Below are 14,580 nucleotides of genomic sequence, written 5' to 3' on the forward strand. Positions count from 1 at the left end.
GCTCATGTTTATCTGGCTACGGTCTACATTGCCTCAATTTGCATCTTACTTAAGTAGTTTTAAGACGGACCCTAGTTTCATTGAGAAAATTAATTGTTTCCAAATTTGTACAATCTTTAAATAGTCCATTGGCTTCGGTATAAGAACCATCATCAAGTAGCTCAATATTTAAACTAGTCAGGCCTGTACAACCTTTAAACATGTCATGACTACCGCCACCGATTCTGAAAACATCAACATCAAAACTTGTTGAACTTGTTAAACTAGAACAATAGGCAAAAAGGCTATCTTTGGATTTCACCTTACTCAGATCAATCCCATTTAATTTCACCGAAGTCAGATGATCACATTCATCAAGTAAGTAAGAGACATCATATAGTTTTTTGGGTGTACCTGTTGGTAAAATAATTGATGTTAATTGATGACTCGCTAGAAACATCCCATGCATATTACCAACATTTGTAATGTCCCAGCTACTGATATCTATATCGCCGATAGCACCACCTTGAAACATTTCTGTCATATCCGTCACATTTTTTGTGTCTAAGTTATTTAGATTCTCAAATGTCGCCTGAACATAGTCAAACATACCTGCTGTTGAAGTAGGGGCAACCACCACGCCATCAAATATCACTTTAGAAATATCGGTTTTATTCGTTAGCCATGGCCAATCCCATTTTGGCTTTGCTAAAGTCCCGGTCCCAATATGCAATACACCTTGATCAATATACCAAGTACTTGTCCCACATTGTCCAGAAGCAATCGCCGTGGTTGGAATTTCGGTTAGACCAGTCACATCGGTCGGTGCCGCTTGCACGGTAGTCAAATTATCCGTCGTTGATTCGGAAATCGCTTTCATTTTCAGCATACTTAATCGGCTATTGGTCCTAACGGGGATCACCACCTTGGCGGGCGCGACTTGTTCAACTTGTGTTGTTACTGGTTGTGTTGGCGCTGCTGCTTGAGATGGCTTACTATCAGTAGCGACTGATGTGGTCGGTTGCGGTGTATCACCGGCACTGTTGGTCTGTGGTGCCGGTGACTGACTAGGCACAGTAGCATTATCAGCCGATTTAGCTTCACTAGCTGGCGTATCCTCATTAGGTGTCTCTGCATCAGTTGCCGGTACCTTGTTATCGTCGTTAGCGCTTGGTGCTGTCGAATTGTCAGTAGCACTCGTTTCAGGACTAGTCGCATTGCTTGTTGTCGAAGCTGGCGTTGCCGCTTGTGCGGTGCCACTAGTTTTTAGCGTTGCGGTTTGATTACTCGCTGACGTCGCCGCAACGGTAGTTTGTGTGGGTGTTTCAGTGGGCGTTGGCTCGGTCGCGCCTTGTGCCAACTGATCACTAATCGCCCAACTACAGACTAAGACCCCTGCAAAAACCCATGTACGTCCCTTTTTGTACATTTTATAATGACATTTTCCCTCTGATTTTAGCTTCATTTGAACTCCTCCATGTCAAATATAACTATTCACATCATTAATTAATAACTAATAAAACATCAATGCCTTAATTATAATACACGTTCAGTTGGTTTAACATACTTGCGTCGAATTGAGCATGCTAAAAAAGTTACCCGGTCACTAAGTCACGCGACACCTAAAAAGCAACTGAACAGCTTATCCCATCTAGCTGTCCAGTTGCTTTTAAACTTTTATATTAGTTTCATTAAATGTAAAAGAAAATCGAAACGTACATTAATGCTGTCCCAATCATCACAAAGATGTGCCAAATCACGTGTAAATACTTAATATGAGGAAAGCTATACAGTAGCGCCCCTAAGGTAAAGGCCACGCCACCAGCAACAAGCAACCAAAAGCCCGTCACACCTAGGTTCAACCACAATTGGCGCCCACCAGCCAAACACATCCAACCCATCAACACATAAATAATCGTTTCAATCTTTTTCAACCGGCCCGGCCAGACAGCATTAACGGTAATCCCGGTAATCGCTAACGCCCAAATCGTCAGCAAAATCGTCCAGCCAAGCCACCCGCGAATCGCCAATAAACTAAATGGCGTGTAAGTGCCGGCGATTAACACGTAGACGCCGCTATGATCTAAAATTCGAAAGACTTCCCGGGCGCGTGTAAAGTACAACCCATGAAATAACATCGAACACGTATATAGCACCAACAATGAGCACCCATAAATGATAAATGCGGCCCATTCAATGCCACGCCCATCCTCATAAGCCTTAAGCATTAAAAAGACAAAGCCAACGATACTTAGAACTAAGCCGATCCCATGCGTGACGGAATTTAAAACTTCATTGGTTATTTGATAGCGCCGTGATGGCTGTTGCATGTTAATCACCTCTAAATTTCATTGATACTAGCATACCATCATATCATGTTAATATCAATACACCTAGTCTATAAAACTAGATGGTTAAATTTCCTAATTTAGGCTAATCCAAACCCATTAACGAAATTTCACGCTCATTGTAGCAAATATTTCCATATGGGAATGTTTTTGATTGAACCTAATTTTGCAGGGCTTAAATCTGCTAAAATGAGCCCATGGGGAACTAAAGGAGGACTTATTTTGAAAAGATTTGTTAGCTTGTTAGCATTCGGTGCACTAAGTGGTGGGCTCGCCTGGAGTCAACCAACCACGATCAATGCCCAAACCACCACTAAAGCCACGACAACGACTAAAAAAACGACGTCGAAAAAGAAAACCGCTAAGCATCATTATTTATTGGTCATGGGACATGGTGCTGGTGATCCCGGCGCGCGTGGTAACGGCACTAGTGAAGCCGTTTATTTACGCAACCACTTGATGCCACATTTGGCTAAATACGCCAAAAAGATTAAGAAGAGCAACGTGACGATTTATAATCCTAGCCACAACATCGTTCGGGATACCTTGGTCTTTCATAAAGGTTCCTATAAGATCAAGAAAAGTACCACTGTTATTATGTTTCATTTAGACGCATCTACCAGTGCTTATGCCCATAGTGGTCATGTCATCATCCATCAGCGCAAACCAACCGCTCGTGACGTACGCTTACGCAAAGTTATCAAACAATACGTCGGTCTAAATCCGGCATACAATGGCTATAGTTTCCGAACTAACCTACGGAACTGTAACGTCTTGCGCAAACGAGGGATTGACTACAGTTTGATTGAAACCGGCTTTATCACGAATAAGGCTGACTTTAAACATCTCAATAAAAACTTAGACAAGATTGCTAAAGGTTATGTTGAAGCAATTGCGAACGAAAAAATCAAATAGTATCAAAAAAAGCCGACATTTTTGTCGGCTTTTAATTTACCCGTTTACCCCTAGGTCAACCCCACCATCAACATGCAGGGTTTGCCCGGTGACAAAGTCATTTTGCATGAGATAAAGATACGCTGATGCGACCTCTGTTTTGGTCGCGACCCGTTTTAACGGCACCCCGGCACTAAAGGCCGTTGCTTGTTGTTGGACTTGTTCAGCAGTCAAATCGCGCCATAAACCGGTGGGCGTCCAAGTTGGCGCGACTGCATTCGCCCGAAAGTTGGGCGCTAATTCAACCGCTAGTCCTTCAACTAACGTATTGATAGCTTGATTGCCAATAATCGCGCCGGACGCATCATACGGATGACCACCGGCACCAGACGTTAAAATCAACGACCCCTGCGCCTTCAAATAGCGGGCGGCAATTTTGCTCAACTGTAAATTGGCAAAAAACTTGGCTTCAATGGCTTGGCGAATCGCTGCCACGGTATTATCGAGAAAGCCACCACCCATGGCCCCACCTAAAAATGACACCACGTGATCAAACTCGCCAGCTTGGTCAAAAAAGGCCGTTAAAGCCGACGCGTTTTGGGCATCCAACGCCGTACCGGCCACCGCATTTGCCGTCGCCTTTAACCGTTGCAGCGCGGCATCGACATGCGCTTGAGTATGCCCAATAATATGTACGTTGGCGCCGGCCGCTAAGGCTTGCTGGGCAACCACTTCACCAAAACCTGACGTCCCACCAACGATTAAAATTCGTTGTTGTTTTAATTGCATCCTACATTTCCTCCGATAGTTACAGATTAGTCTTATCATACCGCAAGATCTGATAACTCACTTGGATTTAACTCACGCCTATAAAACAGGTCCTAACAAAAAAGTGACCCGTCACCATTGACGAATCACAATAATTACCGATTTTCCTCAGCGTGCGCTGCGACTTGTTGGAAAATACTAATAATATGTTTATCAGCTAACTGATAGTGCACGTTGCGACCACTCCGCGTCCCAACCACTAATTTGAGGTCACGTAAGACCGCCAACTGGTGTGAAATATTCGATTGGGTTAAATTAAGACCGGTCGCAAGTTCGCCCACACTTAGTTTTGAAACCCCTAACGCATATAAGATGCGAGCCCGAGTTGGGTCCCCCAGCGCTTTAAAAATGGCCGTAATCCGGCCAAGTTCAGCCTCTTGGGGAATCAACTGGCTCAATTTAGCCACAATGGCTTGATGATCAATTTCTGGATTCATAATTACTCCATTTTCCGATTGTTGTTCCTGATTAAAGGTGTTACAATACACATGAACAGTCATTCATATGTCCATTCATTCATAAATCAATTATACCCATTCAAAGGTCGAATTCAACTGAGAAGGTAGGGATTTTCATGGCACATACGCACCAAATCAAACAACAAACTAGCGCCTTTAAAATCGGCGTCTTATTAAATTCAATTTTTATTGTCCTTGAAGCTGGCTATGGTCTATCCAGCAACTCACTAGCGTTAGTCGCCGATGCCGGCCACAACTTAAGTGATGTCTTAGGGCTCTTGATCTCTTGGCTTGCCTTGTGGCTCGGACAAAAAAGCGCCAACGACAAGTACACATACGGTTACAAAAGTTCTTCAATTCTAGCCGCTTTATTTAATGCGGTCTTTTTACTTGTCGCCATTGGCGCGATTTCCATCGAAGCGATCCAACGACTAAGCAATCCCGGTCCCGTCGCCGAATGGGATGTCATCATTGTGGCCGCCATTGGGATTTTAGTTAACGGCTTTACCGCCCTGCTATTCATGAAAGGTCAAAAACATGATCTCAACATCAAAGGCGCCTTCATGCATATGGCTGCTGATGCTGGTGTGTCAGTGGGCGTTGTCTTAGCTGGTTTCATTATCTTACAAACCGGCTGGTATTGGTTAGACCCCATTATTTCACTCATTATTGCAGTGATTATCTTGATTGGCACTTGGGGCTTGTTACGTGATGCCATGAACTATTCACTGGAAGCCGTGCCGAATAACGTCGACCAAACCGCAATTTATGACTACTTAGTCTCACAACCCACCGTTAACTCCGTCCATGACTTACACATTTGGGGTATGAGCACGACCGAGACCGCAATGACGGTGCATCTTTGTCGCTCGACGCTAACTGACAACAATGCCTTTTTAGAACGCCTGAATAAAGACCTTAGCGCCCACTTTCCACTAACGCATATCACGATTCAAATCGAACTGGGGAAGGTCGACTACGAAACCACTGATAACTCGATTTAAACAGCATTGGGCTCATAATTCGAAATAGTCTTCTTATGAAATTCAGAACTTTCATAAGAAGACTATTTTTAATTGATCCTATCTTTATTGCTAGCACATGGCATCAAAAGCGGGTTGTATCACGCTTTTTAATTTAACTTGATAATCCCCGCAGCCAGTAAAAACATATGCGTCACTACTGGGCCTACAAATGTAAAGCCGTGACGGTGTAAATCTTTAGCAACTCGAGCACCTAGTGGCGACTGCGTTGGCAACTCATCATCAGGTGCTGGCATCAGTAGCGGGGTCGCATCGACAAACGCCCACAAATAAGCACTAAAGCTGCCATACTCACGTTGTAATTGAATTATGGCCCGTGCATCGGTGATAATGGCCCGTAATTTACGACCATTATGCATCACACCAGGCGTTTGCATCAAGCGTTCCCAATCAGGTTCATCAAATCCCGCCACTTGTTCAAGTCGTAATCCAGCCATATGTTGGCGCAGCTTCGGTAACTGACTAGCCGCTGCCTGCCAACTTAAGCCAACTTGTAAAATACCGACCACTAATAACTCAAATAACACGTGGTCATCATGCGTCGGCGTGCCAAAGTAAGCGTCATAATCCGCTGGCCCCGCACTCGTAAAATCATCAAAATCAGTCGGACTAATCATTGTTCGTTGCCAACCAGTAGCCATTTTCAATCCGACTAAGCAAGGTGATCAATTGCTTAGTTTCAGCCACATCATGAACACGTAAAATCCGGCCGCCTTTTAACATCATCGCGGCTTCAGTGACTAAGGTCATTTGCAAGCGATCTTCTTTTTTCAGCCCGAGTAATAACCCGAGATAACCTTTCCGCGAAATGGCGACCATCATTGGCCGTTTCAAATAATTAAATTCATCGATATTGCGCATCATCACATAGTCTTGTTCGCCATGCGCTACTTTTGAATAGCCAATGCCTTGGTCCAGGGCAATCCGTTCGAGATCAATCCCTGCACGCGTCAAATCAGCTAAGTTTTGTTCAAAGAACTGCCGCATGCTACTCGTTAAATCATGATACTCTTGGTCCCGACTACTATGCATCGTGAGTAACCCCACGCGACTATCAGCCATCAATCGCAACTTACGTGGATCATCCGTAAAGGCATTCACATCGTTAATAATGCTGACGCCTTCAGTCACGACAGCTTGCATGACCGGATACTTATACGTATCGATCGCCAAGACCGCTTCTGGGAAATGTTGTTTGATGGCTCGAATATAAGGTAGTGTTCGGTCCAATTCAACTTCTGGTGTCACTTCAGTAAAACCTGGGCGCGTTGTTTGCCCATTAACTTCAATGACGTCAGCGCCCGCTTGTAACATCTCATCGACATGTGCCAAGACATCATCCATCGTTTCATAACGGCCACCATCATAAAACGAATCCGGCGTAATATTCATAATGCCATAAATCAATGGCCGTTGCGTCAAGTTAAAGCGATGGTCACCGGCCTGCCAAAAAACATCGTATTGTTTCATAATTTGTGTGAGTTGGCTTTGAACCATTGCCTGTTGTTGAAAGACTTGCGCCCAATGTGCAGTCATTTGGCGTGCTGCCGCCTGAGTGAGTAAGACGGTCAACGTTTCTGGACTCGCTTGGACGATCCCGTCAAGTTGTTGACATAGTTGGGTCAACTTCACTTGTTGCTCACGGGTATATTGGCTAAACCGCAAAACCACTTGTTGTTGACGATTGAGCTGCGCTGTTAAAGCTTGACTCGTAAAATCTCGTGCTTGGGCAAACGTACTGGTAATATCTTGAACAAACATCAGTGATTCACCTAACCTTTCTTAAGTTGCAATTGTTGACATAATTGAGCCGCGGCTTGACCGCGATGAGTTAACGGTAGCCGCCAACTATCGGGTAGTTCAGCTAACGTCCGGCCGAATCTCGGTAACCAAAAGAGCCGATCAAAGCCGCCTGAATACTGGCCAATTTGATGGCGGGCTAAATAACCTTGAATCGTCGCTTGCGCCGTGACAACCGTCCCATCTGGCCACGCAGCCGCCAAAGTGGCCCGCATCGTTGCTTGGCGATTGGCTAACGGCGTGTCCGCCAAAGCTGCCAGTAACGCTTGGTTGCGATCATAACCACTGACTGCTACACCTAGATCACGCGCCGTAGTTACCCCGTAAGCTGCTGGTAACGCGGGTAATTCAATCCCACTATCATCAGCAATAACTGCCCGTTGCAGGTGTTGGGCGGCATATTGCGCTTTTATGACTGCATTGTCCACATAACTCGTCGTCGTTTCAGCTGGAAACGTCAAGCGGTCGGCAACGTCTGTATATTGGACCGCCGTCAAGCCATAATAGGCCAAACAAGCGGCTAAGTCCTGGCTTTTACCACGATTATTGGATGCGATCAACCAAGTATTAGTCATGGGCAAACACCGGCCAACCCGCTTGCTGTAATTCACGCATCACGTAAAAGGAACCTGCAATAGCAATGGCCCCATTTGCCGCAACTTGTGTTTTTGCTAACGTGATCGCGGCCTGAATATCTGGCGCTGCAAGTACTCTAGGCTGACCGGCAGTCGTCATCGTCTTGGCCTCAGCGGCTAACGCCTCGGCTGACAACGCCCGTTCAGGATTAGCTGGCGTATTGGTAATCACGACTTGAGCAGCCGGCACTAGCTGTTGTAACATCTGCTCATACGCTTTATCTCGCAAGACGCCGACGACCCAGACGATTGGCCGTTGAGGCAATAAAGTTTGCACACTATGCACTAAAGCCTGCATCCCATCTGGATTGTGGGCGCCATCAGCAATCATTAATGGTGACCGTTGCAAAATGGTGAAGCGCCCCGGCACTCGGACATGCGCCAAACCGGTCTTAACCGCCGTTTCACTAATCGTGACGAGTTGGCGCTGTAAGACCGCAATCACGGCCAGCGCCAGACTCAAGTTTTGCAACTGATAGTCACCAACTAAGCCTAGCGTCAGTTGTGACCAGTCATATAACTGACTGTGAATATTGACCGTCGTACCCGTAATATCTCGGTGTACCACTTGGGTCTTTAGGGCTGCCGGGGTAACTAACGCGACCCCTTGATTGGCGGCTTCAGCTTGCAATACCGCGCGCGCGGCTGGGGCTTGATCGGCCAACGTGACGACCGTTGTTTTCGGCTTAATGATCTTCGCCTTATTATGGGCGATCGCCTCAATGGTACTGCCCAAAATGCGCGTATGATCTAACGCAATCTTCGTAAAGACCGTGACTTGTGGCCCCGCCAGTGCATTGGTTGCATCGTATTGGCCACCAAGCCCGGCTTCAACGATAGCCCAATCGGCCCCCACGTTTCGAAACCACACCATCCCGATCAAGAAGAACCATTCAAACACTGACACATCGGCTGCTTGCAGGCCCATATTCGTTAATACTGGCACGATTTCTTGATACGTGTCGATAAATTCAGCGGGTTTGATCCAGCGACCATCAACTTGTAATTGCTCGCGGGCATCATTGATCGCCGGACTACTAAACCGGCCCACATGATAGCCTTGCGCTTGTAAGACAGCTGCCAGCATCGCGCCCGTTGAGCCTTTGCCATTGGTGCCGGCAATATGAATCACATGAAAATGACGATCAGGCTGATTTAAATGCCGCATAATACGGCGTAATAAAGGCACCCGATTAGCTTCAGTCACTAACATGGCTTGATTTAATTGCGCCAATAATTGCGTATACCTTGCCGTAATCGTGTCCACGTTTGCTCACCTACTTTGCAATTCGTTGTAAAAATTCACGTTTTAAGTCTAAGTCTGCTCGGAATTGACCACTGTAATAACTACTTTCCGTTTGAACACCCGGTTTGCTAACGCCGCGCATTTCCATACACATATGCCGCGCTGTAATCGAAACTGCAATGCCAGCTGGGTCCAAAATCCGTTGTAATTCCTTGGCAATCATCACCGTTAACCGTTCTTGAACGTTAGGTTGTTGGCTGCAATAATCGATCAACCGTGGAATCTTACTAAGCCCAATGACTTGGTCATGTTGTGGGACATACGCCACTTGCACCGTCCCAAAGAACGGCAATAAATGATGTTCACACATCGAATAAAACGGGATGTCTTTTAATAAAACCATCTCAGTTGGATCAGTCACCTTAAATAGCTTGTAATTATCAAACGGTGCGGCCGTCTTAGTTGCAAATACTTCGGCATACATTCTAGCGACCCGATCGGGGGTTTCAACCAACCCAGGGCGATCAGGATCTTCACCAATCGCATCTAGTATCTCGCGGACAGCATGGCGAATCTTAGCCTGCTTACTTTCATCAATCATTTTGCTCACTCACATTTCCTACTTTTTTAATCCAACTTGAATCTTGATTCGCTGCCAGCATCGTTTGTACTTGTGGCCCCACGATTGGGTCATCGGCAGCAATCTCAGCAGTTGGTAATAACACAAAATTCCGTTCCGACGCATGGGGATGTGGGACTTGCAAGGTCGCCGTATCTAGTTTTCGGGCACCCCAAAAGATAATATCCAAATCAATCGTCCGTGGTCCCCAATGTACCAAGCGTTGGCGATGCAAGCCTTGCTCGATTTGATGCAAAACGGTTAGCAACGCGGCTGGCGTTAAGGTGGTCGTTAATGCAACCGACACATTATAAAAGTTGGCTTGGTCCCGCTTGCCCCACGGTTCGGTCTCATACCAATTGGAAATCGCCACGACCGTAATCGCCGGCCACGTTTTCAATTGAGTTAACGCGGTTTCAATATTTTTGACGCGCGGATGGATATTCGATCCAATGCTCAAATAAACCCGTTCCTCACTTGGCATCGGGCGTGCCCTCCACTTCAATCTCCACATCATCAAAGATACCGGGCATTGGCACACTGTATTTGCGAATCTTTAAGTTGATCGCATCGACCGTTGGAAACTGGGTCAATAATGTGGTCAACAAGTGATTTGCCAATGACTCAATTAATTTGTACGAGTGCGTGGTAACAAACGTATCGACCGCAGCCCGCACTTCCGCATAGTTAATGGTTTCATGTACATCATCATGTAAAACTTTGGTTTCAATCGGGTACTTAATTGCAATATCTAATGCCAATTGTTGCCCATTGCGGCGTTCTTCTGGTAACACCCCGTTAAAGGTATGGACCCGCAAATTATTGATCCGAATCATTCCCATAAGTATCCCTCTTCGCTGTTTTTAACTACCATAATAGCATGAAGATCCCATTTAATGGTAGTAATCCGACAAATCTCGCTAATTAACCAGTCAAACGTTTGGAATTAGCCAAAAAAATACGAACCTTCAGTAATGAAGATTCGCGTTCTGATTATGAATTTTGGGTGCCCGTTTCAAACTTAAAGATATTACCCAAATATTGACTAGTCAAACCAGGTGTTTGCTTAACAATAAAGGTCGCCACTGGTGACTGGCTCATTTGGGTCTGGATAAAGTCGGTTTGCACTAAATTGGCTAGTGATAAGACGACAAAGATGACCAAGTAACTGAGCACAAACGATACGGCCCCACCAGCCACACTGTTAACTTGTTTAATAACTGGTAACCAAGTAATCGTGCGTGAGATTCGACCTAGCATCCGAACAACAGCCCAACCTAATGACGTTAAAATGAAGAACGCCACTAAATTAACGACTAACGTACTAACTGTACTTTGATTAATTAATTTTAAACTCGTTAATAGACTCGTGATGGTACTGCCCAAAGGCTGATATAGCAACCGGGCAAAAATCAAAACGGCGACCGTGCCAACTAAATGGAGGATTTCAATCACAAAACCGCGATGAAAACCACGGAACAACGCCGACACGAGCAGTATTAAAATCACAATGGTAAAAATCATCGATAGACCCCCTTATAGCGTAGCCTCATTTTACCAGGTCATCCGTGGATTCCCTAGCGTGCTGCGTTAAAATTAATGATTATTTAGAGAGTCAGTTGGTTGCTTGACTTCCCGATTGAATTTCGTTAAAGTTAAACAGTAATTATTACCATTTAATAAGAACGGAGCTTTGACATGCGTTTCAAGCAATTTTTACTCGGCCTAGGCCTGATATTAGGTGTGGGTACGCTACTAACTGGATGTGCTGATCCGGCAACGACCACTAAAAGCGGTAAGATCAAAATTATCACGAGTCTAAACTTCTACGGTGAGACGGCCAAACAAGTCGCCGGTAAGTACGGTCAAGTCACGGCGGTTATTAACCGCCCAAGTATTGACCCCCATGATTTTGAAGCCACTGTTCAAACCGCTAAGCAAGCGAGTGACGCCGCACTCATCATTTATAACGGACTAGGCTACGATGGCTGGATGAGCAAATTAACCGCCAATAAAGCGAAGGGCGCGCGCGTCATCAATGTCGGCAGCGACGTCGCTCATAAAGCTGACGGGGCTAATGAACATGTTTGGTATGATCCCACAACCATGCCCAAGTTAGCCACTGCGATTGCCAAGCAATTGGCCGCCATCCAACCTGAGCATCGCCAATACTTTTTAACCCAAGCTGAGCAATATCAAGCTAGTTTAAAACCTTTAACTAAGATCATCAAACAACTCAAACAAAATGCGCGCGGCCAAAAAGTCGCTGTCAGTGAACCCGTCTTTGATTATTCGCTTAAGGCTTTAGGGTATAAAATCAGTAATAACCATTTTGCCATGGCCATTGAAGAAGGTTCTGACCCCTCACCAAAAGATATCAAGCAAATGCAGTCTGATATCAAGCACCATCGAATTGCTTTTTTCGTCGAAAATACGCAATCTGACAGTAACATCGTTGATAACATGGTAAAACTGGCCCATCGTTATCACGTGCCAGTTTTGAAGGTCACTGAAACCTTACCCGCACATCAAACCTATACGAGTTGGATGCTAGCACAATATCAACAGTTAGCCAAAATTCAAAAACAAGCTAAATAAAAATGGTGAATCGCAATGATTCACCATTTTTATTTGCCTTATTTCGTCGTCTGCCGTTCATCTCGTAAGCCTAACGCTAAGATAAACCCGACGATTTCAACTCCTAGCATGGTTAGAAAAACGGCGTGATAACCATGTAAGTTGGCCGTTAAAGTCGGTACGCCGGCCTTTAATTGTGACGCTGTGACGTTTGATAAGATCAACGTTGCAACTGCCACCCCAGCAGACCCTAGAATTTGCCGCACGGTCGTAATGACAGCAGTCCCATGTGAAATCAATTGGTTTGGCAATGAGTTAGCCCCCAAGGTGACCGCTGGCATCATGACAAAGGCATTCCCACCTTCAATTAAGGCTGCAATTAAAATCATCGTCAACAAGTTTAACTGCGTGCTGATTAAGGTTAAGACTAACCAGCCGACCACGATCATCCCCATCCCAATGAGCATGATCTGCTTGTAACCCAGCTTTTCTGCTAGCTTCCCAGTCAACGGATTCAAAATACTTAGGAAGACCGCGCCTGGTACTAAGGACATCCCAGAAATAAATGGCGAGACTTTTAAGATACCTTGATAGTAGAGTGGAAAGACAATCGTGACTACAATTAAAGCAATATACGAAATCGCCGTTAAGAAAATAGCTAAGTCATAATTAACTGTTTTAAGTACCCGCAATTCCAGTAACGGGGTCGTTAAATGAAACTGGCGATACGTGAAGTAAGCCACCGCTAAGATTGAAACGATTAATAGCGCACCAGCTAGTGTCCAGTTGACATTGGCTTTACCGATTTCATTAACGACATACAAAATACCCGCAAAGCCAAGTAACATCACAATTGAAATCACATCTAATTTAGATGGTTTGCTGACCATGACATCTTGGATCGTCGCAAAGCTCAATAAAATCAGAATCGTGGCCACCGTAATAAAGACTAAGAATAACCCGTGCCAGTCCGTAAATTTTAATACCACCCCAGAAATAATTGGGCCACTAGCTAGTGCTGAACCCATCACTAAGCCAGCCACGCCCATAGTTGAGCCCCGATCTTCTTCAGGTGTAATCGTTAGTAAAATCGATTGATACGATGGGAATAAGACCCCAACCGCCGCGGCTTTAATTAATCGACCAATCATCATAATCGTAAATGATGGGGCAAAATAAATAATAATTGACCCAACATCAAATAAGACTAGGACCGTTAAAAATAATTTCTTGAAACCAATATTATTTAATAGCCATGGACTAATTGGCATCATGACAACCATTGTCAACATAAAGCCAGTCGTCAGCCATTGAACGGTTGACGCAGAAATACCAAAGTCACGCATAAACGTCGGATAGACCGTCGATAATGACGATTGACTAATCGACATTGTCCAAGTACCTGTCAATAATGTGAAGATGAACCAGAACCGCCGTCGACCAGACAACGTAGGTTGCGTTGTATCCATCAAAAATTCCCCTTTTCTCACTTTAGAATAATTATTACCTAACAGTTACTATTTTAACCATTTTAAGGGTAAATGTACAGATATGAACTATTAAAACGAAAAAAACGCGTTAATGCAGCCACAACTTTCATCATCGTCGTGGACACATTAACGCGGTCTTATTTTCAATAATTATTCAGCGAGCATGGCCGCACTGACTTTTTCAAGTTTAGTCGCCTTTAAATCACTCTCATGGACGATCGTCATCTTGTTTAAGGCAATCACCGCACGATATTGTAATTCGGCCACGTTAATATCATCACGGACGTCATAATGCGTGATTGTAACGTAGGCGGAGTTCTCGTAAATCTTTTCGACTTTAGCATAAAAATCATAATCGGTATTACCGTTCTTTTGGCACTTGACCCGATCCCCCACAGCAATTTTTGCCATTACTATCACTCCACTTCATAAAATATGCTAATAACATAGCACGGAATGTCGGGAATAACAATTATTGCACTCAGGAATAGGCTAATTTTAAGTTAAACGTTAAGTCATTAAGCTAACGTTGATACTCTTTAACTGAAAAAACAACACAAAAAAAGGAATCGATTGCTCGATTCCTTCTAGTTTGCATGGCAACGTCCTACCCTCGCAGGGAGCGATCCCCCAACTACTATCGGCGCTAAGAAGCTTGACTTC

General features: G+C 44.8%; 17 protein-coding genes. 3 read left to right on the top strand and 14 right to left on the bottom strand.

Annotation, left to right across the window (positions count from 1 at the left end):
* Nucleotides 1–49: 49 nt before the first annotated feature.
* Nucleotides 50–1,444, bottom strand: a complete 1,395-nt coding sequence (locus FFM75_RS13655; protein WP_137629718.1) for a BspA family leucine-rich repeat surface protein — start codon at nt 1,442–1,444, stop codon at nt 50–52.
* 226 nt (nt 1,445–1,670) lie between these two features.
* On the bottom strand, nt 1,671–2,309 hold the full coding sequence (trhA, locus tag FFM75_RS13660; RefSeq protein WP_137629719.1) for a PAQR family membrane homeostasis protein TrhA: 639 nt from the start codon (nt 2,307–2,309) through the stop codon (nt 1,671–1,673).
* A gap of 240 nt (nt 2,310–2,549) precedes the next feature.
* On the opposite strand from trhA, the gene FFM75_RS13665 reads away from it, so the two are divergent.
* Complete coding sequence (locus FFM75_RS13665; protein WP_223876692.1) at nt 2,550–3,242, top strand: N-acetylmuramoyl-L-alanine amidase; 693 nt, start codon at nt 2,550–2,552, stop codon at nt 3,240–3,242.
* Between the two features lie 36 nt (nt 3,243–3,278).
* On the opposite strand, the gene FFM75_RS13670 is transcribed toward FFM75_RS13665, so the two are convergent.
* Together FFM75_RS13670 and FFM75_RS13675 are read right to left on the bottom strand one after the other, a co-directional pair.
* Nucleotides 3,279–4,010 (bottom strand): SDR family oxidoreductase, encoded by a 732-nt coding sequence (locus FFM75_RS13670; RefSeq protein WP_137629721.1) that lies wholly within the window; start codon nt 4,008–4,010, stop codon nt 3,279–3,281.
* 134 nt (nt 4,011–4,144) lie between these two features.
* Nucleotides 4,145–4,486: an ArsR/SmtB family transcription factor gene (locus FFM75_RS13675; RefSeq protein WP_137629722.1), complete on the bottom strand. Its 342-nt coding sequence runs from the start codon at nt 4,484–4,486 to the stop codon at nt 4,145–4,147.
* A 137-nt stretch (nt 4,487–4,623) separates the two neighbouring features.
* Here FFM75_RS13675 and FFM75_RS13680 point away from each other — a divergent pair, with 137 nt between their 5' ends.
* Nucleotides 4,624–5,511: a cation diffusion facilitator family transporter gene (locus FFM75_RS13680; RefSeq protein ID WP_137629723.1), complete on the top strand. Its 888-nt coding sequence runs from the start codon at nt 4,624–4,626 to the stop codon at nt 5,509–5,511.
* A 128-nt stretch (nt 5,512–5,639) separates the two neighbouring features.
* Here the strand turns inward: FFM75_RS13680 and FFM75_RS13685 are convergent, their stop codons facing one another.
* From FFM75_RS13685 to FFM75_RS13720, 8 genes are all read right to left on the bottom strand, one after another.
* Entirely contained in the window at nt 5,640–6,191 is a 552-nt protein-coding gene (locus FFM75_RS13685; RefSeq protein WP_171001517.1) for a DNA-3-methyladenine glycosylase I, read from the bottom strand.
* The gene (gene folP / locus FFM75_RS13690) at nt 6,160–7,311 is read right to left on the bottom strand and encodes a dihydropteroate synthase (protein WP_137629724.1); all 1,152 of its coding nucleotides are present in this window, start codon (nt 7,309–7,311) and stop codon (nt 6,160–6,162) included. Before folP ends, FFM75_RS13685 begins: the two co-directional genes overlap by 32 nt.
* Before the next feature lie 11 nt (nt 7,312–7,322).
* Complete coding sequence (locus FFM75_RS13695; protein WP_137629725.1) at nt 7,323–7,925, bottom strand: non-canonical purine NTP pyrophosphatase; 603 nt, start codon at nt 7,923–7,925, stop codon at nt 7,323–7,325.
* Nucleotides 7,918–9,252, bottom strand: a complete 1,335-nt coding sequence (locus FFM75_RS13700; protein ID WP_223876693.1) for a bifunctional folylpolyglutamate synthase/dihydrofolate synthase — start codon at nt 9,250–9,252, stop codon at nt 7,918–7,920. The genes FFM75_RS13695 and FFM75_RS13700 overlap by 8 nt, the downstream gene beginning before the upstream one ends.
* A gap of 10 nt (nt 9,253–9,262) precedes the next feature.
* Complete coding sequence (gene folE / locus FFM75_RS13705; RefSeq protein ID WP_137629734.1) at nt 9,263–9,832, bottom strand: GTP cyclohydrolase I FolE; 570 nt, start codon at nt 9,830–9,832, stop codon at nt 9,263–9,265.
* The gene (gene folK / locus FFM75_RS13710; protein ID WP_137629726.1) at nt 9,825–10,334 is read right to left on the bottom strand and encodes a 2-amino-4-hydroxy-6-hydroxymethyldihydropteridine diphosphokinase; all 510 of its coding nucleotides are present in this window, start codon (nt 10,332–10,334) and stop codon (nt 9,825–9,827) included. Before folK ends, folE begins: the two co-directional genes overlap by 8 nt.
* The gene (folB, locus tag FFM75_RS13715; protein ID WP_137629727.1) at nt 10,324–10,692 is read right to left on the bottom strand and encodes a dihydroneopterin aldolase; all 369 of its coding nucleotides are present in this window, start codon (nt 10,690–10,692) and stop codon (nt 10,324–10,326) included. The genes folK and folB overlap by 11 nt, the downstream gene beginning before the upstream one ends.
* 151 nt (nt 10,693–10,843) lie before the next feature.
* Nucleotides 10,844–11,374 carry a CvpA family protein gene (locus FFM75_RS13720; RefSeq protein ID WP_137629728.1) on the bottom strand — a complete coding sequence of 177 codons (531 nt, stop codon included), beginning with the start codon at nt 11,372–11,374 and terminating at the stop codon, nt 10,844–10,846.
* A 174-nt stretch (nt 11,375–11,548) separates the two neighbouring features.
* Here FFM75_RS13720 and FFM75_RS13725 point away from each other — a divergent pair, with 174 nt between their 5' ends.
* Entirely contained in the window at nt 11,549–12,448 is a 900-nt protein-coding gene (locus FFM75_RS13725; protein ID WP_137629729.1) for a metal ABC transporter solute-binding protein, Zn/Mn family, read from the top strand.
* A 38-nt stretch (nt 12,449–12,486) separates the two neighbouring features.
* On the opposite strand, the gene FFM75_RS13730 is transcribed toward FFM75_RS13725, so the two are convergent.
* Nucleotides 12,487–13,896: an MFS transporter gene (locus FFM75_RS13730; RefSeq protein WP_137629730.1), complete on the bottom strand. Its 1,410-nt coding sequence runs from the start codon at nt 13,894–13,896 to the stop codon at nt 12,487–12,489.
* Nucleotides 13,897–14,067: 171 nt separating this feature from the next.
* A complete protein-coding gene (locus FFM75_RS13735) occupies nt 14,068–14,328 on the bottom strand; it encodes a DUF2187 domain-containing protein (protein ID WP_137629731.1) in 261 nt (86 codons plus the stop codon).
* Between the last annotated feature and the right edge of the window lie 252 nt (nt 14,329–14,580).

The sequence above is a fragment of the Lactiplantibacillus daowaiensis genome (assembly GCF_005405085.1).
Lineage (GTDB): Bacteria > Bacillota > Bacilli > Lactobacillales > Lactobacillaceae > Lactiplantibacillus > Lactiplantibacillus daowaiensis.